Below are 26048 nucleotides of genomic sequence, written 5' to 3' on the forward strand. Positions count from 1 at the left end.
AAACTCCATCATCTTTGCGCTATCTTATTCATTAGTTACCGGTATAATTTACTCAAGCTTGTAGCTTGCAAGCCGCTCCACAACCCATGAGAGGTGACAAATGCGTAAATTACTTATCGCTGTTGCTGCAACTGGAATGGTGTTATCAGGGATGATGGAAGTGGCTCAGGCCAGAGAGAATGTGGCCGGTCAGGTCAGTTTTTACGGGGCAATTTATGACAGCGGTTGCAAGGTAGAAACCCAATCTCAGGTGCTGGCGGTGGTGTGTTTTCCTGCCAACCGCCCGCACAGCAAAGTGAATCAACTCATTACAAAACAGCAGCTGCTCCCCGCTCACTATGGGAGCAGCCAGTTAAAATGGGTGGATGAGGCGCATCACACTGGCATCATCACCTTTAATTACGTCTAGTGGCTACCCGCTGCCCAGCGCGCTTTTCACCTGCTGGGCAATCTCCTCCACCTTCGGCCCATAGATCACCTGGACATCATGCTCACCGATGCGCTTGACGCCGTTGGCCCCCGTGGTCATTAAGGTTTCATCGGCCACTTCCGCCATTTGTTTTACCCGCACGCGTAACCGGGTGAAACAGCAGTCGACATCTTCAATATTCGCGTCACCGCCAAGCCCACTGATGATCACCTGCGTGCGTTCGCTGGCCTCAACCTGGGGAGTCGGCTGCTGCTCCTCGCGTTCACGACCCGGCGTTTCAACCCGCATTCGGGTAATGACCCAGCGGAAAACCACGTAATAGAGTGGTGCATAGAGGGCCCCGAGGGCTAACGTCCACCACCAGTGCGTTTTGCTGCCACCAAGAATGCCAAACACCACCAGATCAATCGCCCCTCCCTGCACATTACCAATCATCAAATGCAGTAACGACATCAGCATAAATGAGAGGCCGGTCATCACAGCATGAAACAGGTACAAAACGGGTGAGACAAAAATAAAACAGAACTCCAGCGGCTCGGTAATGCCCGTGGTAAACGAAGTTAACGCGCCCGCCAACATCAGCGCTTTCACCCGATTTTTATGCTCGGGTCGGGCGGTGTGATAGATAGCCGCTGCCGCCGCCGGTAAGCCAAACATCATCACCGGAATTTTACCCTGCGCTAAAAACTGAGTGGCGTGACGTAAGGTCTCTTCAGGCACCGATCCCGGATTGGTCAGCGAGGCGTTAAAGATATTCAGCGCACCAATGATGGTTTGTCCGTCTACCGTGGCCATCCCGCCAATGGGCGTGAAGCGCACGGTTTCATTGAGGATATGGTGTAGCCCAGTCGGGATGAGCAAGCGTTCCAGCGTGCCCAGCATCAGCGCCCCATACTGCCCGCTTTTGCCGATCATCGTTCCGAGCCAGGCAATACCTTCACCAAGCGTCGGCCAGATCAGGGCGAGCAGTACGCCGATCAGCGGCAGTATCACCACGGTGACAATCGGCACGAAACGACGGCCGGAAAAGAAGCTGATCGCCATGGGGAGTTGCTGAGTATAAAAACGGTTATGCAGTGCGACCGTGGTTAACCCGGCAATCACCCCACCCAGCACGCTCATGTTGTAGGTAAAAATTCCCAGCATTTCAATATATTCGGCGGAGGTTACCAACGCGCGGGTTTGATCCATCCCACTTTGCTGCAACGCCTGGGGTGTTGTGGTCGCCGCCGTCAGCCCCTGAGCGGCCAGCGTCGCGCTGATGCCCACATGCATGGCAATAAACCCAATCACTGCCGCAAACGCCGCAGTTGGCTTCTCCGCCTTCGCTAAACCAATCGCACTGGCCACGGCAAAAAACAGCGGCAAATTAGCAAACAGCGCCCCGGCCACTTTACGAATAAAACTGATAATCAACTGTGGCAGCGGCCAATGGGCAAACACATCACCCGTGATGGCCGGATTTTGCAGCGCGGCGGCTAAACCGAGGAAGATACCGGCGGCAGCAATCACCGAAATCGGCATCATCAGCGCCTTACCAAAGGCGTGAATTTGACTGGTCAGGTTCTGCATCGGGTGCATCCTTTATCCAATTTTAGTAAAAAAGTATGTGTCACCCTGACCAAAACCACCTGTTTTGCTGCCATAACCCGGCACAAAACTTGACCCTGTTCACATAAATCCCCTCGCGGGATAGGTAATAACTATCACCTGATTATTTTAATCAATTAGACGATCCCGCCCGCAAACCTCACACTTTGCATTACTATTTCCATAACAACCTCATAACAAGCCGTCGGAAATCAGCATGAAATTCAAACGCAAAATTCAACCTTATCGCGCCGCAGCGGGCGGCTGGGGTTCACTGGAAGCGACGACCCGCTTCGTACTCGACAGTAAAGCGGCATTGAAGAATATGCGTAACCTCTTGCGCATGAATAAAGCACGCGGCTTTGACTGCCCCGGCTGTGCCTGGGGTGATGACAACAAAAGCACCTTTAGCTTCTGTGAAAATGGCGCCAAAGCGGTGACGTGGGAAGCCACCCGCCGCATCGTAGATAACGCCTTTTTCGCCCAACACAGCGTCAGTAAGCTGTATCAGCAAAGTGACTATTTCCTTGAGTATCAGGGACGTCTGACGCAGCCGATGCGCTATAACAGCGAAACCGATCACTATGAGCCAGTGACCTGGGATGACGCCTTTGCGCTGATCGCCGAACATATCCAGGCGATGGATAATCCCGACCAGATGGAACTCTACACCTCTGGTCGCGCCAGTAATGAAGCGTCCTGGCTGTATCAGCTGTTTGGTCGCATGCACGGTTCGAATAATTTCCCGGACTGCTCCAATATGTGCCACGAAGCCAGCGGTTCCGGTTTGAAGCGCAGTATTGGCGTGGGTAAAGGGACCATCAGGCTGGATGATTTTGACCATGCTGAGGCCATTTTTGTCTTCGGGCAGAATCCCGGCACCAACCACCCTCGCATGCTGCATAGCCTGCGTCATGCCGCCGACCACGGCGCGCGGATTGTCACCTTTAACACGCTGCGTGAACGTGGCCTGGAGCGTTTTGCCGATCCGCAAAAGCCGCTGGAAGTGGTGACGTCAATGGCGGGAACCATCAGCTCCGCCTACTACCAGCCGAACCTCGGCGGCGATATGGCGGCGATTCGCGGCATGGTAAAAGCCCTGCTTGAAGCGCATCGTGCGTTGGTCAGCCAACAGCAGCCGGGTCTGTTTGACGAAGATTTCCTGGCAGCCAACACGCAGGGCGTGAATGACTATTTCACCGCCGTGGATAACACGGGCTGGCCGCAGATCGTGCAGCAATCGGGTTTGAGTGAACAACAGATTCGCGAAGCCGCTGAGATCTATCGCAGCGCAAAACGGGTGATCTGTACCTGGGCCATGGGGATTACCCAGCACAAGCACTCGGTAGATAGCGTGCGTGAAATTGTGAACCTCCAGTTGCTGTTTGGACAGCTGGGCAAAAAAGGCGCTGGGCTGTGTCCGGTGCGTGGTCACAGTAATGTGCAGGGTAACCGCACCATGGGGATTGATGAGAAGCCGTCTGCCGCCTTCCTCGATGCGCTGGGCAAACACTTTAATTTTGAGCCACCCCGCGCCGCTGGGCATAACACCGTAGAAGCGCTGGAAGCGATGCTGCGCGATGAAGTCAAAGTGCTGATCGCCCTCGGCGGTAATCTGGCCGCTGCCGCGCCAGACTCTCCGCGAACCGAAGAGGCGATGAGCCGCTGTGGTCTGACGGTACACATCAGTACCAAGCTCAACCGTAGCCATCTGGTGCCGGGCGGGGACAGCCTGATTTTACCGACGCTGGGACGGACGGAACGTGATGAGCAGGCCAACGGCAATCAGTTTATTACCGTTGAAGACTCTTTCAGCATGGTGCACGCCTCTGAAGGGGTGGGGATTCCCCTGTCACCGCTTCAGCGTTCTGAAACCGCCATCGTTGCCGGTATTGCCCATGCGGTACTGGGCAGTGAGAAAGTGGACTGGCTGGCGATGGCAGGCGATTACAGCCTGATCCGCGATCACATCGCCGCCACCATTCCTGGCTTCCAGGATTTTAATCTGCGCTGCGATATTCCTGGCGGTTTCTATCTGGGCAATGCGGCGGCGGATCTGCGCTTCAATACCCCATCAGGCAAGGCGGAATTCAGTGCGGCAGCCCTGCCCGATTCCCTGTTCCCGCAGCTTGAGGGGCAGCAGGTGCCGTTCACGCTCCAGACGCTGCGCTCTCACGACCAGTACAACACCACGATTTATGGCCTTGATGACCGCTACCGTGGCGTGTATGGCCAGCGTGAAGTGGTGTTTATCAACCCGGAAGATCTGCAAGCTCTGGGGATGACAGAGGGCCAGTTGGTGGATATTGAAACGCTGTGGAATGATGGCATTACGCGCCGTGTCAGCGGCTTCAAACTGGTGCCCTACAATATTCCACGCGGCAATCTCGCCGCCTACTACCCAGAAACCAACCCGCTGGTGCCTCTGAGCAGCTATGGCGACGGGAGTGGCACCCCAACCTCGAAATCAGTACCGGTCAGTCTCTCCCCGAGTGAAGACGCTGTTTCTCTGCGTATTGCCTGATATATCAAAAGCCGGGAAACCGGCTTTTCCCCCCTTTTTGCCTTGCTGTGACGGCATGAATCGCGTAAAACTGTCAGCCGCTAATAGGCCACGAAACGAAAGACGCTATGTTCCAGGATAACCCGCTGCTAGCGCAGCTCAAAGAGAAGCTCCACGCGCAGACTCCTCGCGCGGAAGGTGTGGTGAAAGCCACAGATAAAGGTTTCGGCTTTCTTGAAGTCGACGCGCAGAAAAGCTACTTCATCCCACCTCCACAGATGAAGAAAGTGATGCATGGCGATCGTATCGTTGCGCTGATCAAAACGGATAAAGATCGCGAAAGTGCTGAACCAGAGTCGCTGGTTGAGCCGTTCCTCAGCCGCTTCGTCGGCCGTATTCAGAAAAAAGATGACCGCCTGTCCATCGTGCCGGATCATCCTTTGTTAAAAGACGCTATTCCTTGCCGCCCGGTACGCGAACTGCAACATGATTTCCAGGCAGGTGACTGGGCCGTTGCTGAAATGCGCCGCCACCCGCTCAAGGGCGATCGTGGGTTTTACGCTGAGCTGACGGAGTTTGTTGTCACTGCGGATGACCACCTGGCACCGTGGTGGGTAACGCTGTCACGCCACAATCTCGAACGCGAAGCGCCGGAAGTTGCCTTCAACGATACGCTGGAAGAGAATCTCACGCGTGAAGATCTTACCGCGCTGGATTTCGTCACTATCGACAGCGCCAGCACCGAAGATATGGATGATGCGCTGCACGTCGAAGCCCTGGACGATGGTCAGCTGCGTTTAACGATCGCCATTGCTGACCCAACCGCCTATGTGGCCGAAGGTAGCGAGCTGGACAAGGTTGCCGCTAAGCGCGCCTTCACCAACTATCTGCCTGGTTTTAATATTCCAATGCTGCCACGCGCGCTGTCTGACGACATCTGTTCGCTGCGTCCAAATGTGCGCCGTCCGGTACTGGCCTGCCGTGTCACGCTCGCCGCCGATGGTACGCCAGCCGCTGATGTGCAGTTCTTCGCAGCCTGGATCGAGTCAAAAGCCAAACTGGTTTATGACGAAGTCTCCGACTGGCTGGAAGGCCAGGGCGAATGGCAGCCGACCACCGAAGCGATTGCAGAACAGATTCGTCTGCTGCATCGCGTTTGCCAGGCACGCAGTGCATGGCGTCAAAACCACGCGCTGGTGTTTAAAGATCGCCCAGACTACCGTTTTGTCCTGGGTGAGAAAGGTGAAGTACTGGATATCGTTGCGGAACAGCGTCGCATCGCGAACCGCATCGTTGAAGAGTGCATGATTCTGGCAAATATCTGTGCCGCCCATGTACTGGCCGACCGTCTGGGCTTCGGGATCTACAACCTGCACACCGGGTTTGATACTGCGAATGCTGAACTGGCCGCCGCAGTGCTGGCAAATCACGGCATCACCGTTGATCCGGTCAGTATTGCCACGCTGGAAGGTTTCCGTGTGCTGCGCCGTCAGCTTGATGCTGAACCGACTCAGTACCTCGATAGCCGTATCCGTCGTTTCCAGACCTTTGCGGAAATCAGCACCCAGCCAGGCCCGCACTTCGGTCTGGGACTGGAAGCCTACGCCACCTGGACCTCACCAATCCGTAAGTTTGGCGACATGATCAACCACCGTTTGCTGAAGGCGATTATCCGTGGTGACGAAGCCGCGCGTCCGGATGACAACCTGACCGTGATCATGGGTGAACGTCGTCGTCTGAACCGTATGGCAGAGCGTGATGTGGGTGACTGGCTGTACGCCCGCTTCCTTTCCCCTTCTGCAGGGACCGATCGCAAATTCAGCGCAGAGATCATTGATGTCTCTCGCGGTGGCATGCGCGTTCGCCTGCTGGAGAACGGTGCGGTGGCCTTTATCCCGGCTCCGTTCATTCACGCCGTGCGTGATGAACTGGTTTGCAGCCAGGAGAACGGCACCGTGCAGATCAAAGGTGAAGTGGCTTACCGCGTGACCGACATTATTGATGTCACCATCGCCGAAGTGCGTATGGAAACGCGTAGCGTTGTGGCTCGCCCAGCCGCCTGAGCATAAAGCCGTGCGGGATAAATCGCTTTATCCCGCACTTTTCTCTTTTCATTACGCCCGCTTATAATTTTGCTCCATGCTTCACACTTCTCTCCTGATTCTCTTTCCCTAATATTTCCTTACATTACTTTTAACTTGTTGTTTCCGATCGCCCTTTTTCCGATCCCAACAAGGAGCTTTGTCATGAAGAACGTCAAAACCGGTATCCTCTGGTTCGCTGTGGCGTTAATAGGTGCAGTAGCCTTTGCCATGCTGGCACTGAATCGCGGTGAGCATGTCAATGCCCTGTGGTTAGTGGTCGCCGCCGTAGCCTGCTACAGCATTGCTTATCGTTTTTATAGCCTGTTTATTGCACGTAACATTTTTGAACTGGATGACAGACGCCTTACACCAGCAGAACGTCTGAATGATGGTCTGGATTATGTGCCCACCAATAAATGGGTGTTGTTTGGTCACCACTTTGCTGCGATTGCCGGAGCAGGTCCGTTGGTCGGGCCGGTACTGGCGGCGCAAATGGGTTTCCTGCCCGGCACGTTATGGATTTTAGTCGGTGTGATGCTGGCGGGTGCCGTACAGGACTTCCTGATACTGTTTATCTCTACGCGCCGCGATGGCCGATCGCTGGGTGAAATGGCACGTCAGGAGCTGGGGCATTTTGCCGGCGTGGTGACCATGCTCGGGGCGTTTGGCGTGATGATCATCATTCTCTCCGCACTGGCGTTAGTGGTGGTTAAAGCGCTGGCGAAAAGCCCGTGGGGCCTGTTTACCCTGGCGGCCACCATTCCCATTGCGCTGTTCATGGGCATTTACATGCGCTTCCTGCGGCCGGGAAAAATTGCGGAAGTCTCCCTGATTGGCTTTGTGCTGATGATGGCCGCGATTATTTATGGCGGCCAGGTGGCCACCGACCCATTCTGGGGGCCGTTCTTCACGCTGAAAGGCACTACGCTGACCTGGGTGCTGGTGATTTATGGCTTTATCGCTTCGGTGTTACCGGTGTGGCTGCTGCTGGCTCCCCGTGACTATCTCTCCACGTTCCTGAAAATTGGCGTCATTATCGGGCTGGCGGTGGGGATTGTCGTTGCGATGCCAGAGCTGAAAATGCCTGCGGTGACGCGTTTTGTTGACGGCACCGGACCGGTCTTCTCCGGTGCACTGTTCCCGTTCCTGTTCATCACCATTGCCTGTGGGGCCATTTCTGGCTTCCATGCGCTGGTGTCCAGTGGCACCACGCCGAAACTGGTTGAGCGAGAAAGTCATATTCGCTTTATTGGCTATGGTGCCATGCTGATGGAATCCTTTGTCGCCATCATGGCGCTTATCTGTGCCACGGTTATCGATCCAGGCGTCTATTTCGCCCTCAATGCACCCGCGGCACTGATTGGCACCACCGTTGAAAGCGCCTCGCAGGCAATAAACGGCTGGGGCTTCGTGGTGACACCTGAGATGCTCAGCGGTATTGCGCGTGATGTGGGTGAAAGCTCTATTCTGTCGCGCGCCGGTGGCGCACCGACGTTTGCCGTCGGCATGGCGCATATCATTACCGATGTGTTCAACAGCCGGGCGATGATGGCGTTCTGGTATCACTTTGCCATTCTGTTTGAAGCCCTGTTTATCCTGACTGCTGTGGATGCCGGTACGCGCGCCTGCCGTTTCATGGTGCAAGATCTGGTGGGTACGGTGGTGCCTTCTCTTGCCAATAACCGTTCGTGGATCGGTAATATTGCCGGGACGGCGGTAGCAGTAGCCGGTTGGGGGTTCTTTGTTTATCAGGGCGTGGTTGACCCCCTGGGCGGGATCAATACCCTGTGGCCGCTGTTTGGTATCGGCAACCAGATGCTGGCATCAATGGCACTGATCCTCGGTACGGTCGTGTTATTTAAAATGAAAAAACAGCGCTATGCCTGGGTCACTATTCTGCCAACCGCATGGCTGTTTATCACGTCCATGACCGCAGGATGGCAGAAAATCTTCCATGAAAAACCGTCTATCGGCTTTTTGGCACAGGCGAACAAGTTCAGTAAAGGGATTGCCGATGGGGTGGTGATTGCCCCGGCGAAAAGCGTGGCAGACATGCAGACCATTGTGCTGAGTAATCAGATCAATGCCTTGCTGTGCGGCTTCTTTATGCTGGTTGCCGTGACCATGCTGGTGGCGGCCTTCTTTGTGATTCGTCGTGCACTACATAGCGAAAATCCGACTGTGCATGAATCAGCTGTGAAACTGCGTGAGGAGGTGCGTCATGTCCGCTAAACTCTGCCCGCCGCTGCGCTTGCAAGGCCCATTACAGATTTCACGCTGTATGGCCCTCGCCCTGCCAGCAGGATCACGCTGGCAGCGTATGTGGAAAGGGATAAAAGAGAGCTTTCGCTTAATGGTTGGCGTGCGTGATTATCAATATTATCTGTCGCATATGCGTCAAAACCATCCCCAAACCACACCCATGACTGAAAAGGAGTTTCACCGCTACTGCCTGAATGCCCGCTTCCCGAGCGAGCCAGGGAAAGTGGGGAAATGTCCTTGTTAATGAAATAGTTAAGCCCCGCATGGCGGGGCTTAATTTTGGTTTTATTTTTGCGACAAAAAATTTATTTCGCTTACATCTTGTGCTGAAGTCACGGCTTCAATAGTGTTGCTAAAATAACGAGATAAAGTTTGCAAATGTTTGTCCCGGAGGAGATACCATGACCGATGAACAAGGGCAAACCTTGTTGTATACCTTGTTCGGCACCACCAGCCCACACTGGCGGCTGGCGGCAGACAGTGACGCCCTGAATCTGGCAGCAGATGAGAAATCGACCACCCAGCACGCTTTAGCCTTGTTACCTGCACAGGCTGCCTTGCTCCGCAGTATGACGGTCATCACATCCAGTATTAATCTTACCCTGCTGCTACACGGTGAAGCAGTGCCAATGCACTTTGTCGGTCGCAAGGTCAATCAAAGCTCCTGGGCGGGCACGGCTTCAGCCTGGGGCGATACTACCGCAGTAGCACGCGATCTGACGCAAGGGCTGTCGTTTGCCGAACAGGTGGTGTCTGAAGCCAATTCTGTCATCGTCATCCTCGACCAGCGTGGCTATATCCAACGCTTCAACCGCCTGAGTGAAGAGTACACCGGGTTGAAGGAACAGGAAGTGATTGGCCGCAATGTGTTCCAGCTATTTATGACAAAAGATGAAGCGGCGGCCTCGCGGCGCAACATCGCTGGTTTCTTCCGTGATGGTCACTCTTATGAAGTAGAACGTTGGATTAAAACGAAAAAAGGTCAACGCCTGTTTCTGTTTCGCAATAAATTTGTCCACAGCGGCAGTGGCAAAAACGAAATTTTTCTTATCTGTTCTGGTACGGATATTACGGAGGAGCGACGCGCCCAGGAGCGGCTGCGCGTCCTGGCCAATACCGATACCATCACCGGGTTACCTAACCGGAATGCCATCCATCAGAAAATCAGTGATGCGCTGGAGATCGCCGGTGATAAACAGACTGGCGTGGTCTATCTCGACCTGGATAACTTCAAGAAAGCCAACGATGCCTACGGCCATATTTTTGGCGATCAGCTGCTACAGGCCGTTTCCCTGGCGATCCTGAGTTGCCTCGGCAAGCAGCAAACGCTGGCTCGTTTAGGGGGGGACGAGTTCCTGATCCTCGCCGAAGATACCAGCCTGGCGGCACTGGAAGCGATGGCCTGCCGTATTCTGGATCGCCTGCGCCAGCCGTTCCGCATCGGCCTGATCGAAGTGTATAGCGGCTGCTCATTGGGTATTGCACTCGCCCCGCTCCATGGCGATACGCGCGAGAATTTGATTCGCAATGCCGATACCGCGATGTATCACGCCAAAGAGAATGGTCGGGGACGTTTCTGTCTGTTTGCCAGCGAGATGAATCAGCGGGTGTTTGAATTCCTCTGGCTGGATACCAACCTGCGTAAAGCGCTGGAGCAAAACCAGCTGACGATTTTCTATCAGCCGAAGCTGGATCGCGATGGTGTAGTGCGAAGCGCCGAAGCGCTGGTGCGCTGGAATTCACCCGAACGCGGGATGATTTCACCCGCCAGTTTTATCCCCTACGCCGAGGAGTCGGGTCTGATTGTGCCGTTAGGCCGTTGGGTCATGCTCGCCGTCCTGCATCAGGTGGTTGAGTGGCAGAAACAGGGGATCTTCCTGCGTGTGGCCGTCAACGTTTCTGCGCGCCAGCTACTGGACCAGAGCATTTACAGCGATCTGCGCCAGGCATTAAGTGACTGTGGCCTAACCACCTGCCCGATTGATATTGAACTGACGGAGAGCTGTCTGATTGAGAACGAGGCGCTGGCATTGACCCTGATGAAACAATTCCAGGAGCTGGGCGCGGAAGTTCACCTCGATGACTTTGGCACCGGCTACTCCTCGCTTTCCCAACTGGCCCGCGTGCCGATTAACGCCATCAAGCTGGATCAGAGTTTCATTCGTAATATCAATCAACAACCGGTTTCCCAGTCACTGGTAAGGGCGATTGTTGCGGTTGCCGATGCGTTGGGACTGGCCGTGATCGCGGAAGGGATTGAGACAGCAGAAGAAGAAAAATTCGTGCTCGATAATGGCGTGGATGGCCGTCAGGGTTACCTGTATGCAAAGCCAATGCCCGCAGAGCAACTGGGGCATTGGCTGAAGCATCCTGCCCAGGTCTAACGACGAGGGCGAAGATTAGCCCGCTTTACGCAACGCGGAGGCGATGTGGCGGTTTTGCCGCTGCACCAGACGCTCCATGTAGGCGATATCTTTCGCTTCCAGGGTAAACGCGTAATCGACCCAGTCTTCGGTGATATCCATTAACTCGGTGCGCGTCAGTTGTAAAACTCGCTGACGTGCTTTGAGCATCGCCCTGACGCCATTCAACTTAGGCCGTAGCGTATCAATCAGGGTACGGGTTGTGTGATAGGCCTCACCTGGCTGGAAGACTTTGTCGATCAGGCCACGGGTTTGATACCAGTCAGCGCTGTGCGACTCCCCTTCCATAATTAACTCCTCTGCCAGTTTCATCCCCGCACGACGCGCCACCAGTGAATAACCGCCCATGCCAGGGAACAGATTAAAGGCGATTTCCGGGAAGCCCATCCGCGCATTATCCTGTGCCAGAATGAAGTGGTGCGCCAGAGCCGCTTCAAAACCGCCGCCCAGGGCACTGCCTTCAATCATCGCCAGCGTTACCGCGCCAGTATCAAAGCCCCGTGCGGCAGCGTGGATGCAATCGACGCACGCGCGCGCATAAGCTCGCAATGCTTCCCGACGGTTGTTACGAATACAATCGACAAAAAAGCCCAGATCGCCACCGGCGTTAAACATCTGCGGCACCAGTGAACCCGTCACCCAAAAATCAATGGGGATACCGGCACGTTGAGCGGTATAACTCAGGTTCATGATCTCCTCCATCAAGGCGTGGTTAAAGCTTGGACGGGGCTGCGCACGCAGTAGCATCCACATGGTGTGTCTACCTTCCTCATAGTAAGCAGCGAGTTGAGTCATTTGCCCGGCTTCAGTGAACAGGCGGCAGGTAGGCTGATTGATTACTGTCATAATTCTTTCCTCTGGTTATTTGATGCGTTTATACGCACAACCAGCCTAATGCAGAGTCGGTAGTTACCAAATCGGATATTGATTTTACTGGTAAAATCTCAAGTTATTCCCCGCACTTAAGCGCAGGGAATAAATTAACTTATGTGAAAGAATTATCAGGATTCTGATCGAAGGGGCGTTAGCGGGCCTGACCATACCAGGCATTTTTACCGTGCTTACGCAGGTAGTGGAGGTCGAGCAAGCTTTGCTGCATCTGACTGAGCTGAGGTTGCAATTGCTGACTGTGCAGCGCCATACAGGCGACCTCCTCCAGTACCACAGCACTGTGTACCGCTGCGCCGGCATCTTTCCCCCAGCAGAATGGGCCGTGCGCATTGACCAGAATCGCCGGTACTGCCAGCGGCTCCTGCACCGACTCGATGATCACCTGCCCGGTGTTCCACTCATAATCGTGTTCAATCTCTTCTGTGCGCATCAGGCGGGTACAGGGGATTGCGCCATAAAATTCGTCCGCATGTGTCGTGCCCAAAGGAAGAATCGTGCGTCCCGCCTGCGCCCAAATGGTGGCATAGCGGGAATGGGTGTGCACAATGCCCCCCACTTCCGGCCAGGCAAGATACAGTGCCCGGTGGGTTGCGGTATCTGAGGAGGGGCGTAACCGCCCTTCCAGGGTTTCACCACTGGCAAGATCCACCACCACCATATCTTCCGCCCGCATATCGCGATAATCGACCCCGGAAGGTTTGATCACTAAAACTCCGTGTTCACGGTCTACCGCGCTCACATTACCCCAGGTGAATGTCACCAGTTGATAATGTGGCAAAGCCAGGTTTGCCTCCAGCACCTGCTGTTTTAGCTGCTCCAGCATCGTTGCTCTCCTCCAGCGAAATAATACTCATAGTGTGAACACTTTCATTCCGGGGGTGTTATGGAGGGCGTGGCTGTTGAGGTAGCGGAAACTGACTGTGTGAAAAAAAATGTGCGGGGAATTCGGAGTTTTCTTCCTACGTGCTGCGCGATCGTTGCATAAAATTTACTCAGATACCGGCTGGAACTCACCCTCTGCCTGGTATCGTTTTCCCGCCAGTCCTCTCTGCTCATCAAATTATGTTGTTGCCATCACGGAAGGGGCGTTCGGACCTGGCGCAGGAGAGATGAGAAATGAAGTACCACCTATACTTACTGGGTTGCCTCTGTGTGAAACCCAAGGAGACGTTATGACAACGACAACAAAACGCATTGCAACTACTGTGCTGGTCGCGACGTTGGTGATCGCGCTGAGTGGTTGTTCGAACATGTCCCGTCGCGACCGTAATACGGCTATTGGTGCCGGTGCCGGTGCGGTTGGTGGCTCTTTGCTGACGCACGGCAGTGCGCTAGGGACGATTGGTGGGGCCGCTGTGGGGGGTATTGTCGGCCATCAGGTCGACTAATCGCTGCCCGTTTTTGCTCTCACAGCTACACAATATATGCGGGCGACATACAAGCCGCCCGTTTCTCTTATCCGCCAGCCAGCTTAACTTTCATACCTTTGGCTTCAAGTAACGTTTTGAGTAAATCCCGGTTGTCACCCTGAATTTCAATCACGCCCTCTTTTACTGCGCCGCCACAACCGCACTTTTTCTTTAATTCAGCGGCAAGTTTTGCCAATCCGGCATCGTCCAGATCCACACCGCTGATTAAACAGACGCCTTTGCCTTTACGGCCACTGGTCTGGCGCTGGATGCGTACAATGCCATCCCCTTTCGGGCGCGCCACTTTGACCTCTTCCTGACGGATGCGGCCACTGTCGGTGGAGTAGACCAGGCGATTTTCTTCAGCCATTACGCCACCTCCAGACTCTTGAGGATAGCCTGCAACGTGGCGGCTGGGTCAGCTGACTGGGTAACCGGACGTCCGATAACCATATAATCCACGCCGGCCTGCTGTGCCTGCTGCGGGGTCATGATGCGACGTTGGTCGCCTGCGTCACTGCCAACCGGGCGAATGCCTGGCGTGACCAGTGCGAAGTCCTGGCCGATGACCTGTTTGAAGCGTGCCGCTTCCTGAGCTGAACACACTACGCCATCCAAACCACATTCACGGGTAAGACGAGCCAGTCGCTCAGCCTGTTCAGCCGGGCTCAGCGTGATCCCTAACCCTTTCAGGTCCTCTTCGTCCATGCTGGTCAGTACGGTGACAGCAATCAACAGCGGTGCATCTTTGCCAAACGGCAGCAGTGCTTCACGCGCCGCGTTCATCATCCGCGCGCCACCACTGGCGTGTACATTGACCATCCAGACGCCAAGATCCGCCGCCGCTGCCACTGCATGGGCGGTGGTATTCGGGATGTCATGGAATTTTAAATCGAGGAACACCTCAAACCCACGCTGTTGCAGATCGCGCACCAACGAAGGGCCATAGAGGGTAAACATCTCTTTGCCCACTTTCAGGCGGCAACTGGTGGGGTCGATGCCATCAACGAAACGCAGCGCGTCATTGATATTGTGATAGTCGAGCGCCACCAGAATCGGTGAAGCAATCGCGGTCTGAACGTGAGACATGACTTTTCCTCGGCAATGGGCAAACGGCGTGCATTCTACCCGCTCCGACCATCATCGACAAACGTTGCTGCATAAAACACGTTAAACAGTCACCGCACGCACCCATCAGTGCGCAGCGGCTGTCAGTATGTTGTAACTAGATGGCAAAATTTAGGGGAAAAGGACGTTTACTGTCCATCCAGCCCGCGAATCGGCTTAACGGTAGACCAGGTTCGACAAGAAGGGCAATGCCAGTAAAGTGCACTGCCGGTAAATCCGCACTTCTGGCAGCGATAACGCGGTTTGGTGCGGATTTGCTCGCCAACCATGTCACGCAGCACCATCAGCCCCTCTTTGGCACGTCCCTCTTCGGCTTCATGCAGATGGTAGTCCATCAGGCGCTGGAAAACGCGCATGGTAGGATGACGTTGCAACTGACGGTTGATATACACCTGTGCGGCTTCACTGCCCTGCTGGCGCTCAATAATATCCGCCAGATACAGTTCCGCCGATGCCCCACTGTTCTCATCCACACAACGCTGTACAAACGCAGCCCAGGCCTCAGGCTGATTAAGGCGTTGATAGCAGATATCCAGCATCGGCAGCATTTCACTGACCAGCTCAACATCTTGTTCCAGCACTTTTTGCAGGCGTTCTGCGGCTTTGGCGTACTCTTCACGCTCCATTAAAATACGCCCGGTCATAATGGAAATGCGTGCTGAATTGCGGTCGTAGCCTTCGCCTTTTTTCAGCAAGGTCATCGCGCGATCGAGATCGTCGCTGCTCATTGCCTGTAGGGCCAGTTCGCAATAGAAGTGAGCAATATCGATTTTTTGCTTGTCTTTACCCAGGCGCACCAGCTTCTCAGCAACTTCGATTGCCTGCTGCCACTCGCTGGTGGATTGCTGGATCACTAACAGCTGTTGCAGTGCACCAATGCGGAAATCGGTCTCATCAATCAATTGCGTGAACATGTCTTCCGCGCGATCGTACAAACCTGCGGCCATGTAATCGCGCCCCAGTTGCTGTACGGCCAGCAGGCGCTGTTCGTAACTCAACGACGCACTTTCCATTAATGACTGGTGAATGCGGATCGCCCGGTCAACTTCGCCACGGGAGCGGAAAAGATTACCCAGCGTCAGGTGAGCTTCGACCGTGCCGCTGTCCTCTTTAAGCATATCGAGGAACAGATCAACCGCTTTGTCCTGCTGATTGGAGAGCAAGAAGTTGACGCCTGCGACATACTCGCGCGACAGGCGATTGGCGTCCTGTTGTTTATCCTGGTGCGCACTGCGTCGGCCCATGTACCAACCGTAGGCAGCCGCAACAGGAAGTAACAGAAACAGCAGTTCGAGCATGATCGATCAGTCCCGGGCAACTGGTGTGCTGGCATTCTGCGCTTGTAAACGCTTCAACTTGCGCTGGGCATGAGCCAGTGAGACACGAAGACGCAGCCAGAACAATCCACAAATGGCCCAGCCCAACAAGAAGCCTGCGCCAAACAGGGTTGCCAGCAGCGTTGAAATGCGGAATTGTCCCTGTGCTAACAGATAGTTAAAGGTAACAACCTGGTCGTTATGCGTACCGAGCGTGACGGAAATGATAAAAATGACCAATACCACTAAAAAAATCAGCAAATATTTCACAGTGCATCCTGTTGTGAGGTTATCCGGTACGAGTATGCCAAAATTGCGACAAAAATGCTGCCCTCCAGCGCACATGCTGAAGGACTGTTTGTTTAGCATCACTCTTTATATGGGGTTGAGGAACATAATTACAATCCATTATTACGCTCTTGTACCTCTTTTTGCTCAACCGGCGGCAGGGTCAACGGCCCACAGAAACGCTGCGCGAGCCAGGTGGCTACGCTAACCCATACCCCGGCAACCACCGTTGCCATGACCAGATCCCGTGGCCAGTGCATGCCTAATAGCAACCGGCTAGCCATCACCGCGCAGGCCCAACCAAAAATGATCACCAGCGTCAGGTAGCGTTTGCGCGGCCAGAGTAGCCCCACAGCCAACAGCGCCCAACTGGCGGCAAACAGGGTATGACCCGAGGGAAAAGCAAAGCCGGTTTCAAATGCCCAGTGGCGTTTTAACCAGCCAGGTACGGTCTGCTCATCCACCAGTAAACGATTGACCATGGCACTGCGTTCAGTGCGCGTTTGCTGATAAAAGACCCGCTCATCAATACCGTGATGCTGTTCCAGCCACACCACATAGGGACGCGCTTCCTGCACCTGATTTTTAATCAGTGAGCCGGTATATTGCCCTGCAATCACCGTCACATTCATGATCGCCAGCAGTACCAGCGCAGGCTTAAGGCGAAAGCGCAGGCACCATAATACCCAGGCGCTAATCAGCAGGCTGGTCAGGGTGCCCCATGGACGGGTGACCGTTTCGGTGACGGCAAAAAAGAGTTTTAATTTCAGGTCACTGGCTCCGGGCTGCCAGTGCCAACCCGTCAGCCAGACGGTGATCGGCATGACCAGTAAGAGCGCCGTTGCCAGTGAAATCCGCCGCAAAATGTTCAACATGCCATACCCTGATTCAGATTAATCAATTCGACTATGCATAACTTTAGCTTAAAAAAGAATAACATAAGTTGTTGCAGCGTAGATAATCGTGCTTTATCACTATAATCGCTCTGACTGAGTAACCGCCCTGCGGTGGCTTATGGCAGAATAGTGTCAGTTTTTCAGGCCACTCTGGCCTGTGCGTTATCCCGATGATAGCGCATCCTCTGAAGGTTCTGGAGAGTTACATGCAGCTTAAACGAGTGGCAGAAGCCAAACTGCCTACACCTTGGGGTGATTTCCTGATGGTGGGATTTGAAGAACTGGCAACAGGACACGATCATGTTGCACTGGTTTATGGCGATATTAACGATGGCTCGCCCGTGTTGGCGCGCGTCCATTCTGAGTGTCTGACGGGCGATGCGCTTTTCAGCCTGCGCTGTGATTGTGGTTTCCAACTGGAAGCCGCGCTGAATGCCATCGCTGAAGAGGGACGCGGTGCGTTGCTGTACCACCGTCAGGAAGGCCGCAACATTGGCTTGTTGAACAAAATCCGCGCTTATGCCTTGCAGGATAAGGGCTACGATACCGTAGAAGCCAACCATCAGTTGGGTTTCGCCGCAGACGAACGTGATTTCACGCTGTGCGCGGATATGTTCAAACTGCTGGGTGTGGATGAAGTGCGCCTGTTAACCAATAACCCGCGCAAAGTCGAGATCCTCACAGAGGCGGGTATTAACATTGTTGAACGTGTGCCACTCATCGTCGGGCGCAACCCGAAAAATGCCCACTATCTCGATACTAAAGCCGAGAAAATGGGCCATCTGCTGTCGAAAGAGTAATTGCGCCGGCTGCCAGACCCTGCGGTCTGGCACTGTGACGTTATGATTTCAGCATATTGCGTATGACATAGTGCAGAATGCCGTCATTGCGATAGTAGTCCAGTTCGTTGCCGGTATCGATCCGGCAACGGGTTGTCACCGTCCGCCGCTCCCCGTTTGGATAGGTGATTTCCACCGCCACCGCTGCACCGGGAGATAGCTGACTCAGGTTCAGCACATCAATCTGCTCCTCCCCGGTCAGTCCCAGGGTTTTACGGTTGACGCCCTCAGGAAACTCCAGCGGCAAAATCCCCATACCAATCAGGTTCGAGCGGTGAATACGTTCAAATGACTCGGCAATAACTACTCGCACGCCCTGCAAGCGTGGCCCTTTGGCGGCCCAGTCACGGCTGGAGCCGGAGCCATACTCTTTACCGGCAACCACCGCCAGCGGTGTGCCTTCAGCCTGATACAACATGGCCGCGTCATAAATCGCCAACTGTTCGCCGCTGGGGTAATGGCGGGTATAGCCCCCTTCCACGCCCGGCACCATTTCATTTCGAATACGGATATTTGCAAACGTGCCGCGCATCATCACTTCATGATTACCCCGGCGTGAACCATACGAGTTGAAGTCTTCACGTGCTACGCCATGCTGTTGCAAATAGCGCCCTGCTGGACTGTCGGCTTTAATACTGCCTGCCGGAGAGATGTGATCGGTGGTGACGGAGTCTCCGAGCAAGGCCAGAAGTCGTGCGCCTTTAATATCCTGAACCGGTGCTGGCTGCGCTTCCATGCCGTCAAAGAAGGGAGAAAGACGAATATAGGTTGAATCTTCATCCCAGTCGTAGGTAGCGGCTTCACTGACTTTAATTTGTTGCCACTCTGGCGTACCGTCAAACACTTCGGCGTACTCTTTGTGGAACATGCTGACGTCAACTTGTGCCACCGCAGCCGCGATCTCTTCAGGTGAAGGCCAGATCTGTTTCAGGTACACCGGCTGCCCGTGACGATCGGTTCCCAGAGGCTCACTCTCCAGATTGATTTTCATATTCCCCGCCAGCGCATAGGCCACCACCAGCGGTGGAGAGGCCAGCCAGTTGGTTTTCACCAGCGGATGGATGCGCCCCTCGAAATTACGGTTACCAGACAGCACCGCCCCTACAGTCAGGTCGCCGCTGCGGATCGCCGCCTCAATCGCATCCGGTAACGGTCCAGAGTTCCCGATGCAGGTAGTACAACCGTAACCCACCAGATTAAAGCCGAGTTCATCGAGGTACGGGGTCAATCCGGCATGCGCCAGATAATCAGACACCACTTTTGATCCGGGAGCCAGTGAGGCTTTCACCCAGGGTTTGCGCTGTAGCCCAAGCTCCACCGCTTTTTGCGCCAGCAGACCGGCAGCCATCAAAACGCTGGGATTGGAGGTGTTAGTACAGGAAGTAATGGCACTGATCACCACCGCACCGTCTGCTAGCGTCACCGTCTCCCCGCTCTGTTCATCCCGGTAACTCACCGATTTATCGGCATGTTCCGGTAAATTCACTTCCAGTTCGGTGCTGGCGACAAAAGCCTGTGGCACATCGGCCAGCGCCACCCGATCTTGTGGCCGTTTCGGCCCCGCCAGACTGGACTCTACGCTGTTCATGTCTAATGCCAGCGTGCTGGTGAAGATCGGTTCATCGCCAGGATGACGCCACATCCCTTGTGCGCGAGCGTAGGCTTCCACCATGGCAATTTGGTCGCTGTCGCGCCCGGTCAGGGTCATATAACTCAGCGTCACTTCATCAATGGGGAAGAAGCCGCAGGTTGCGCCATATTCCGGCGCCATATTGGCAATGGTCGCCCGGTCTGCCAGCGGTAAATCCGCCAGGCCATCGCCATAAAATTCGACAAATTTGCCCACAACGCCGTGTTTGCGCAGCATCTGGGTAACGGTCAACACTAAATCCGTCGCGGTAATCCCGGCACGCAGTTTACCCGTAAGTTTGAAGCCGACCACATCCGGGATCAGCATGGAGACTGGCTGGCCGAGCATGGCGGCTTCCGCCTCGATGCCACCGACACCCCAGCCTAAAACACCCAATCCATTAATCATCGTGGTATGTGAATCGGTGCCAACTAGCGTGTCCGGCCAGGCCCACGTCTTATCGCCCACCTGTTGCTGCCAAATTGCTTTGCCAAGGTATTCAAGATTAACCTGATGGCAAATCCCGGTGCCTGGCGGCACAACACGAAACTGATCAAAGGCCCGTTGCCCCCAGCGCAGGAATACGTACCGCTCATGATTGCGCGACATTTCCAGCTGCACGTTCTGTTCAAAGGCATCTTCATTGCCGAAACGGTCAACGGTAACGGAGTGGTCAATGACCAGGTCAACCGGCGACAGGGGATTCACTTTTGCCACGTCCCCGCCCAGCCGCTGAACCGCTTCACGCATCGCCGCCAGATCGACTACCGCAGGCACACCCGTGAAATCCTGCATTAATACCCGCGCCGGACGGTAGGCAATTTCCCGGTCAGCATGGGCCTGCTGCTGCCACGTTACCAACGCCTGGATATCCTCTGCGGTCACCGAGATGCCGTCCTGCCAGCGCAGTAAATTTTCCAGTAATACTTTAAGGGATTTGGGCAGTCGCTCAACGCTACCTAGCTGAGGTTCGACTTTCGCCAGGCTGAAATAGTGGTATTGATGTTGATTGACCTGAAGGGTGTCCTGACTTTGCTCACGTAATGTAACTGGCATAGCGCCTCCTTATTATTTCCCTGTTTAACCTCAAGGTTGGCAAGGTTACTAATAAAGATAGCGTAAATTACTGCTAACAATTTGATTACAACACAAATTGCCACATGCCAGAAAGCAAAAAACCCCGTCTTTATCACGGGGTTTAATTGAATAATCAGCGCGTTACAAGGTTAGCCACAGGGCAAGCGCCCAAAAACTTAATGAGAATGCATAGACGCCGAACCATGATACTGATGTCATGTTCATCTTATACCTCCGCCAGATTCAGGCGAAAAAATCCCACAATCATCATCCTGAGTGGATGATACCGATTTGCTGAGTGAGAAATTGGGCTTTTAATATGCCCACCGGATGGCCGGTAAATAAGAAGAATTATTATTTAGCTGTCTGACATTGCTTACTGCTGTTATTTGTTCTTAGGTTCCATCAATGACTCTATAAAGCAGCGCTGCTGGTCATTAACTTGCCAGGATTTGGGTATCGCCTTCTCTTCCCGGGCCGTATCTTTGACTTTGCTCTCACAAGAAGGCGCTTTGCGTTTCTGGTTTGCAACGCGAATTTTCCAGTTACAGCTTCTCGCCAGCATATTATTAACTCCAGAAACGCCAAATCATCATTCCAACCACTACCCAGAATAGGGCAGACATCGCGAATACCGCTAACCAGGCCTTACGACGGATGTCACCAGAGCGCTCAGCCTTGTTGCTCTTAGCCCGGAATTCCGGTTGTACAGTCAGTCTTGTAGTCATAGCTTTTGATAATCACTCTCAATAAAACGATTGATAACAACGATTAATCTTTAGGACGAATCCTAAACGGCTAATCACCAAAAATCCAGTTATTTTTATTGAGCACTACGATTAAGCCTATTTATCAAATCACATCATTAAGCAATGTTAATGTTGTTTATCTCATTCAAATTAATCGAAAATTTCTTCGAAAAATTTGAGTTAAAATGTATTTAGATCCACTTATAAATAGAGTAAACATTTAAAAGCCTTAATCTATAAGCCCGACTTCATCTTGTTAAGTTGAGTATGGGAATATTCCTGGCAACAGGCAAAAGAAAAGCGTAAGAATTGTGTTCTGATTCTCATTTGAGAGAGAACAATGAAAAAACCTGTGAGCTATGTTTCATTTACAAAACATTTGCAAAATTATGGCAAGAAAAACATCACCGTAGAAGGTTATTAAGGCTGCTGTGAACAGCCTTAGGCTGGATAATAACCAGGCGAATTATTTAAAGGGGAGCTTTATATCCTTAAACATCGCTTCAATGTCTTCATTGGAACGTAAAGCCACCGCCGTATCGACGACGTCACGGGTCAGGTGAGGTGCAAAACGTTGAATAAAATCATACATATAGCTGCGTAAGAAGGTGCTGCGGCGGAAACCAATTTTGGTCGTGCTGTTGGTGAATATTTCAGCAGCTTCAATCCGCACCAGATCCGGATCGGAAACCGGGTCTACTGCCATACTGGCAATAACGCCCACCCCTAACCCCAGCCGGACATACGTTTTAATGACGTCGGCATCGGTTGCAGTAAACACAATACGTGGCGTAAGTCCGGCACGGTTGAAAGCGGTATCCAGTTCCGAGCGACCGGTAAAGCCAAAGGTGTAGGTGACCAGAGGATACTCAGACAGTTCCTCAATCGTGACCTGGGCTTTGTTCGCCAGTGGATGGTCTGGCGTCACTACAATAGAGCGATTCCAGTGGTAACAAGGCAGCATGATCAAATCGTCATAGAGGTGTAACGCTTCCGTCGCGATGGCGAAATCCGCATTGCCCTTAGAAACCGCTTCGGCAATCTGCGTCGGTGATCCCTGATGCATGTGCAGCGAGACTCGGGGATAGCGTTCAATAAACCCTTTGATTACGCCAGGTAATGCATAACGCGCCTGTGTATGGGTGGTTGCGACATACAATGAGCCTTTATCTGGCCAGGTATGCTCTCCCGCAACCGACTTAATCGCATCCACTTTGGACAGCACTTCACGCGCGATGCGGATAATTTCCTCACCGGCGGGCGTGACCTGCGTAAGATGTTTACCACTGCGGGCAAAAATTTGAACGCCCAACTCATCTTCCAGCATACGCACCTGTTTACTGATGCCAGGCTGCGAGGTATAGAGGCCTTCCGCCGTCGAAGAGACGTTGAGGTTATGGTTAACCACTTCGACGATGTAGCGTAACTGCTGCAATTTCATATCAGATCTGTCTCCGTAAGCGACAGCACCGGGTCCCTGGTAGCCCCTTAATACGGTGCCAGTGGCAGAGTGTCAGGAAAATTCGGAAGTTCTATAACCACTATATCATTCCGGAGACAAGAGTAGAACGTTTAGGTATAAGGCGGAGAAAAAAAGACCCGCTGGAAGCGGGCCTTTTGTGAGGCGAATTTACTTTTTGGTTTCCTGCCACTGACCATCAACATAGAATGCTGACCAGCCCGTTGCCTTACCCTCTTTTTCAGAGGAGACATACTGCTGTTTGGTTTTACGGCTGAAACGTACCTGAGTTTTGTTACCTTCAGGGTCCGTTGCCGGAGCCTCTGCCAGATACTTCAACTTTTCTGGCAAGCGATCGGCGAAGCGTTGCAGCTCTTCCACTAACGGTGCACGGGTTTCACGTGATTTAGGGAAAGTGTTTGCTGCAAGGAACACTCCTGCTGCGCCATCACGCAACACGAAATAGGCATCTGATTTTTCACAGGCCAGTTCAGGTAACGGCACCGGATCTTCTTTCGGCGGCGCGACATCACCGTTGCGCAGGATCTTGCGGGTGTTTTTACACTCATCATTGGTACAGGCCATGTACTTGCCGAAACGCCCCATTTTCAGGTGCATTTCAGAACCACATTTTTCGCACTCAACAATCGGGCCATCGTAGCCTTTGATACGGAATTCACCCTGTTCGATTTCGTAACCGTCACACTCTGGGTTGTTACCGCAGACATGCAGCTTACGCTGGTTATCGATCAGGTAGCTATCCATTGCGGTACCACACTTGCCACAACGGCGGCGCGCGCGTAGGGCATTGGTTTCCGCATCATCCCCTTCCAGAACGTTCAGTACTTCATTTTCAGGAATGAGGTTAATGGTTTGTTTGCAGCGCTCTTTTGGCGGCAGCGCATAGCCAGAGCAGCCAAGGAACACACCGGTACTGGCGGTACGAATGCCCATTTGACGGCTACAGGTCGGGCAGTCAATCGAGGTCAGTACCATCTGATTGGGTTGCATGCCGCCCTCTTCCGGATCTTTCTCCGCCTGGTCCAGCTGTTGGCTGAAATCGGCAAAGAAGGAGTCGAGCACGCCTTTCCACTCGGCCTGGTTATTGGCTACCTGGTCGAGGCTGTTTTCCATCAGTGCGGTGAAATCGTAGTTCATCAGTTCGCGGAAATTATTTTCCAGGCGATCGGTAACGATTTCCCCCATCTTTTCCGCATAGAAGCGACGGTTCTCTGCCCGTACATAACCGCGATCCTGAATGGTGGAGATGATTGAGGCATAGGTCGAAGGACGACCAATTCCACGCTTCTCCAGCTCACGCACCAGTGAGGCTTCGCTGAAGCGCGCCGGGGGTTTGGTAAAGTGCTGGCTCGGCAGTAACTGCACCAGATCCAACGCTTCGCCAACACCGATCGGCGGCAGCGTATGATCTTCATCATTTTTACGCAGCGCAGGCATCACTTTGGTCCAGCCATCGAAACGCAGGGTGCGACCCTTGGCTTTCAGGCGGAAGTCAGCCGCTTTGACCGTCAGTGTGGTCGAGTCGTACTGGGCAGGCACCATCTGACAGGCCACAAACTGACGCCAGATCAGCTGATACAGCCTTTGTGCATCCGCCTCCATGTCTTTAAGTTGCTCAGACTGGACATTGACGTCCGATGGGCGAATCGCTTCGTGCGCCTCTTGCGAATTTTCTTTGCTGGCATAGGAGTTGGCGCTCTCCGGCAGGTATTTGCTGCCGAAGTTATCTTCAATATATCCACGCGCCATCGCCACCGCGTCCTGACTCAGGTTGGTTGAGTCGGTACGCATATAGGTGATGTGACCCGCTTCATACAGGCGCTGCGCCAGCATCATGGTCTTCTTCACGCCAAAGCTGAGGCGCGTGCTCGCGGCTTGTTGCAGAGTGGACGTAATGTAGGGTGCACCCGGCTTGCTGCTGGTCGGTTTATCTTCACGTTCCAGCACTTCGTAACGGGCTTTCTCCAGTACCGCAACCGCCGCAAGCGTCTGCTCACGATTGACCGGACGGAAAGGTTTTTCACCCTGATGGCTGACTTCCACCGGCAACGCATCGCCTTTTGGCGTGGTGAGATCGGCTTTCAGCTCCCAGTACTCTTCCGGGACAAAGGCTTTGATTTCGCGTTCACGTTCCACCAGCAGGCGAACGGCAACGGACTGTACGCGTCCTGCAGAGAGGCCGCGCGCAATTTTCTTCCAGAGCAGTGGCGAAACCATATAACCCACCACGCGGTCCATAAAGCGGCGCGCCTGCTGGGCATTAACACGATCGATATTCAGCTCGCCAGGGGTTTCAAATGCCTGACGGATCGCGTTTTTGGTGATTTCGTTAAACACCACACGACTAAAACGTTTGTCATCACCACCGATCACTTCCCGCAGGTGCCATGCGATGGCCTCCCCTTCGCGGTCAAGGTCGGTTGCGAGGTAGATGTGGTCAGCATTTTCAGCCAGCGCTTTTAACTCGGCGACCACTTTTTCCTTGCCGGGCAGAATCTGATAGTCAGCCTGCCAACCGTGCCAGGGATCAACGCCCATACGGCTAACCAGCGCAGACTTCTCGTCCTTTTTGACCTTCTTAGCGGGTTTGGTCGCCGCTGCGTCGGCACTCTTTTTGCTGGCTGAACCGCTGGTCGGCAAATCACGAATATGACCGACGCTGGATTTAACCACGTAGTCATTACCGAGATATTTATTGATAGTTTTGGCTTTTGCCGGGGACTCAACAATTACGAGTGCTTTACCCATATCTACCTTTTACCTAATTAAAACGTCCTGAAACGGGAGAGAATGTACTGCCCGCAAACCTGAATGGCTTCAATATTGTGGACATTGAATCCGCTTTCAAGGTGGCTGGGCCAATCTCAGGCAGGTCTGTATGGCTACTACAACATCTTGATTACTGACGCGTTTTCCGCCTGATGCCACCGCACTTCCTGGTGCGATCCCCCTATAAACTGAGTGGCCCACACTCTACCTGATAAAATCTGTTACGCAACTTAATTAGCACTGAGCTGATTTTTTCGCCAGTTTTTTCACACAGTTAAGATAAA

General features: G+C 53.6%; 20 protein-coding genes. 8 read left to right on the plus strand and 12 right to left on the minus strand.

Annotated features, from left to right (window positions below; genetic code table 11):
- The first annotated feature begins 100 nt into the window (after nt 1–100).
- Complete coding sequence (locus B880_RS0104790; protein ID WP_017346240.1) at nt 101–409, plus strand: type 1 fimbrial protein; 309 nt, start codon at nt 101–103, stop codon at nt 407–409.
- A 3-nt stretch (nt 410–412) separates the two neighbouring features.
- Here the strand turns inward: B880_RS0104790 and B880_RS0104795 are convergent, their stop codons facing one another.
- Nucleotides 413–2002, minus strand: a complete 1590-nt coding sequence (locus B880_RS0104795) for a PTS transporter subunit EIIC (RefSeq protein WP_017346241.1) — start codon at nt 2000–2002, stop codon at nt 413–415.
- Between the two features lie 235 nt (nt 2003–2237).
- Here B880_RS0104795 and B880_RS0104800 point away from each other — a divergent pair, with 235 nt between their 5' ends.
- The 5 genes from B880_RS0104800 to pdeR all read left to right on the plus strand — a co-directional run bounded on the left by B880_RS0104800 (nt 2238) and on the right by pdeR (nt 11253).
- A complete protein-coding gene (locus tag B880_RS0104800) occupies nt 2238–4544 on the plus strand; it encodes an FdhF/YdeP family oxidoreductase (RefSeq protein ID WP_017346242.1) in 2307 nt (768 codons plus the stop codon).
- Nucleotides 4545–4651: 107 nt separating this feature from the next.
- The gene (locus B880_RS0104805; protein WP_017346243.1) at nt 4652–6586 is read left to right on the plus strand and encodes an exoribonuclease II; all 1935 of its coding nucleotides are present in this window, start codon (nt 4652–4654) and stop codon (nt 6584–6586) included.
- A 183-nt stretch (nt 6587–6769) separates the two neighbouring features.
- Entirely contained in the window at nt 6770–8839 is a 2070-nt protein-coding gene (locus B880_RS0104810; protein WP_017346244.1) for a carbon starvation CstA family protein, read from the plus strand.
- A complete protein-coding gene (locus tag B880_RS0104815) occupies nt 8829–9113 on the plus strand; it encodes a CstA-like transporter-associated (seleno)protein (RefSeq protein WP_017346245.1) in 285 nt (94 codons plus the stop codon). Before B880_RS0104810 ends, B880_RS0104815 begins: the two co-directional genes overlap by 11 nt.
- 157 nt (nt 9114–9270) lie before the next feature.
- Complete coding sequence (pdeR, locus tag B880_RS0104820; protein ID WP_017346246.1) at nt 9271–11253, plus strand: cyclic di-GMP phosphodiesterase; 1983 nt, start codon at nt 9271–9273, stop codon at nt 11251–11253.
- Between the two features lie 15 nt (nt 11254–11268).
- On the opposite strand, the gene B880_RS0104825 is transcribed toward pdeR, so the two are convergent.
- Together B880_RS0104825 and B880_RS0104830 are read right to left on the minus strand one after the other, a co-directional pair.
- Nucleotides 11269–12138 carry a crotonase/enoyl-CoA hydratase family protein gene (locus B880_RS0104825; RefSeq protein WP_017346247.1) on the minus strand — a complete coding sequence of 290 codons (870 nt, stop codon included), beginning with the start codon at nt 12136–12138 and terminating at the stop codon, nt 11269–11271.
- Between the two features lie 178 nt (nt 12139–12316).
- Complete coding sequence (locus B880_RS0104830) at nt 12317–13006, minus strand: L-ribulose-5-phosphate 4-epimerase (protein WP_017346248.1); 690 nt, start codon at nt 13004–13006, stop codon at nt 12317–12319.
- Between the two features lie 349 nt (nt 13007–13355).
- Here B880_RS0104830 and osmB point away from each other — a divergent pair, with 349 nt between their 5' ends.
- Nucleotides 13356–13571, plus strand: a complete 216-nt coding sequence (gene osmB / locus B880_RS0104835) for an osmotically-inducible lipoprotein OsmB (protein ID WP_017346249.1) — start codon at nt 13356–13358, stop codon at nt 13569–13571.
- A gap of 67 nt (nt 13572–13638) precedes the next feature.
- Here osmB and yciH read toward each other — a convergent pair whose 3' ends face one another.
- The 5 genes from yciH to pgpB form a co-directional block, all read right to left on the minus strand.
- A complete protein-coding gene (gene yciH, locus B880_RS0104840; protein ID WP_017346250.1) occupies nt 13639–13962 on the minus strand; it encodes a stress response translation initiation inhibitor YciH in 324 nt (107 codons plus the stop codon).
- Nucleotides 13962–14681 carry an orotidine-5'-phosphate decarboxylase gene (gene pyrF, locus B880_RS0104845; protein WP_017346251.1) on the minus strand — a complete coding sequence of 240 codons (720 nt, stop codon included), beginning with the start codon at nt 14679–14681 and terminating at the stop codon, nt 13962–13964. Before pyrF ends, yciH begins: the two co-directional genes overlap by 1 nt.
- Before the next feature lie 167 nt (nt 14682–14848).
- Nucleotides 14849–16018 carry a lipopolysaccharide assembly protein LapB gene (gene lapB, locus B880_RS0104850; protein WP_017346252.1) on the minus strand — a complete coding sequence of 390 codons (1170 nt, stop codon included), beginning with the start codon at nt 16016–16018 and terminating at the stop codon, nt 14849–14851.
- A 6-nt stretch (nt 16019–16024) separates the two neighbouring features.
- Nucleotides 16025–16306 (minus strand): LapA family protein, encoded by a 282-nt coding sequence (locus tag B880_RS0104855; RefSeq protein ID WP_017346253.1) that lies wholly within the window; start codon nt 16304–16306, stop codon nt 16025–16027.
- 128 nt (nt 16307–16434) lie between these two features.
- Entirely contained in the window at nt 16435–17199 is a 765-nt protein-coding gene (gene pgpB / locus B880_RS0104860) for a phosphatidylglycerophosphatase B (protein ID WP_017346254.1), read from the minus strand.
- A gap of 227 nt (nt 17200–17426) precedes the next feature.
- On the opposite strand from pgpB, the gene ribA reads away from it, so the two are divergent.
- Nucleotides 17427–18020, plus strand: coding sequence for a GTP cyclohydrolase II (ribA, locus tag B880_RS0104865; protein WP_017346255.1), 594 nt, complete (start codon nt 17427–17429; stop codon nt 18018–18020).
- A gap of 40 nt (nt 18021–18060) precedes the next feature.
- Here the strand turns inward: ribA and acnA are convergent, their stop codons facing one another.
- The 4 genes from acnA to topA form a co-directional block, all read right to left on the minus strand.
- Nucleotides 18061–20745, minus strand: coding sequence for an aconitate hydratase AcnA (acnA, locus tag B880_RS0104870; protein ID WP_017346256.1), 2685 nt, complete (start codon nt 20743–20745; stop codon nt 18061–18063).
- A 590-nt stretch (nt 20746–21335) separates the two neighbouring features.
- Nucleotides 21336–21494: a YmiA family putative membrane protein gene (locus B880_RS25935; RefSeq protein WP_071524375.1), complete on the minus strand. Its 159-nt coding sequence runs from the start codon at nt 21492–21494 to the stop codon at nt 21336–21338.
- A 487-nt stretch (nt 21495–21981) separates the two neighbouring features.
- Nucleotides 21982–22956: an HTH-type transcriptional regulator CysB gene (gene cysB / locus B880_RS0104880; RefSeq protein WP_017346258.1), complete on the minus strand. Its 975-nt coding sequence runs from the start codon at nt 22954–22956 to the stop codon at nt 21982–21984.
- 189 nt (nt 22957–23145) lie between these two features.
- Entirely contained in the window at nt 23146–25743 is a 2598-nt protein-coding gene (topA, locus tag B880_RS0104885; RefSeq protein ID WP_017346259.1) for a type I DNA topoisomerase, read from the minus strand.
- Between the last annotated feature and the right edge of the window lie 305 nt (nt 25744–26048).

The sequence above is a fragment of the Pantoea sp. A4 genome (assembly GCF_000295955.2).
Taxonomy (GTDB): Bacteria; Pseudomonadota; Gammaproteobacteria; order Enterobacterales; family Enterobacteriaceae; genus Pantoea; species Pantoea multigeneris.

Coding starts and splice junctions, on each gene's coding strand:
- B880_RS0104790 (WP_017346240.1), top strand. CDS start 101: ATGCGTAAATTACTTATCGCTGTTGCTGCAACTGGAATGGTGTTATCA.
- B880_RS0104795 (WP_017346241.1), bottom strand. CDS start 2,002: ATGCAGAACCTGACCAGTCAAATTCACGCCTTTGGTAAGGCGCTGATG.
- B880_RS0104800 (WP_017346242.1), top strand. CDS start 2,238: ATGAAATTCAAACGCAAAATTCAACCTTATCGCGCCGCAGCGGGCGGC.
- B880_RS0104805 (WP_017346243.1), top strand. CDS start 4,652: ATGTTCCAGGATAACCCGCTGCTAGCGCAGCTCAAAGAGAAGCTCCAC.
- B880_RS0104810 (WP_017346244.1), top strand. CDS start 6,770: ATGAAGAACGTCAAAACCGGTATCCTCTGGTTCGCTGTGGCGTTAATA.
- B880_RS0104815 (WP_017346245.1), top strand. CDS start 8,829: ATGTCCGCTAAACTCTGCCCGCCGCTGCGCTTGCAAGGCCCATTACAG.
- pdeR (WP_017346246.1), top strand. CDS start 9,271: ATGACCGATGAACAAGGGCAAACCTTGTTGTATACCTTGTTCGGCACC.
- B880_RS0104825 (WP_017346247.1), bottom strand. CDS start 12,138: ATGACAGTAATCAATCAGCCTACCTGCCGCCTGTTCACTGAAGCCGGG.
- B880_RS0104830 (WP_017346248.1), bottom strand. CDS start 13,006: ATGCTGGAGCAGCTAAAACAGCAGGTGCTGGAGGCAAACCTGGCTTTG.
- osmB (WP_017346249.1), top strand. CDS start 13,356: ATGACAACGACAACAAAACGCATTGCAACTACTGTGCTGGTCGCGACG.
- yciH (WP_017346250.1), bottom strand. CDS start 13,962: ATGGCTGAAGAAAATCGCCTGGTCTACTCCACCGACAGTGGCCGCATC.
- pyrF (WP_017346251.1), bottom strand. CDS start 14,681: ATGTCTCACGTTCAGACCGCGATTGCTTCACCGATTCTGGTGGCGCTC.
- lapB (WP_017346252.1), bottom strand. CDS start 16,018: ATGCTCGAACTGCTGTTTCTGTTACTTCCTGTTGCGGCTGCCTACGGT.
- pgpB (WP_017346254.1), bottom strand. CDS start 17,199: ATGTTGAACATTTTGCGGCGGATTTCACTGGCAACGGCGCTCTTACTG.
- ribA (WP_017346255.1), top strand. CDS start 17,427: ATGCAGCTTAAACGAGTGGCAGAAGCCAAACTGCCTACACCTTGGGGT.
- acnA (WP_017346256.1), bottom strand. CDS start 20,745: ATGCCAGTTACATTACGTGAGCAAAGTCAGGACACCCTTCAGGTCAAT.
- B880_RS25935 (WP_071524375.1), bottom strand. CDS start 21,494: ATGACTACAAGACTGACTGTACAACCGGAATTCCGGGCTAAGAGCAAC.
- cysB (WP_017346258.1), bottom strand. CDS start 22,956: ATGAAATTGCAGCAGTTACGCTACATCGTCGAAGTGGTTAACCATAAC.
- topA (WP_017346259.1), bottom strand. CDS start 25,743: ATGGGTAAAGCACTCGTAATTGTTGAGTCCCCGGCAAAAGCCAAAACT.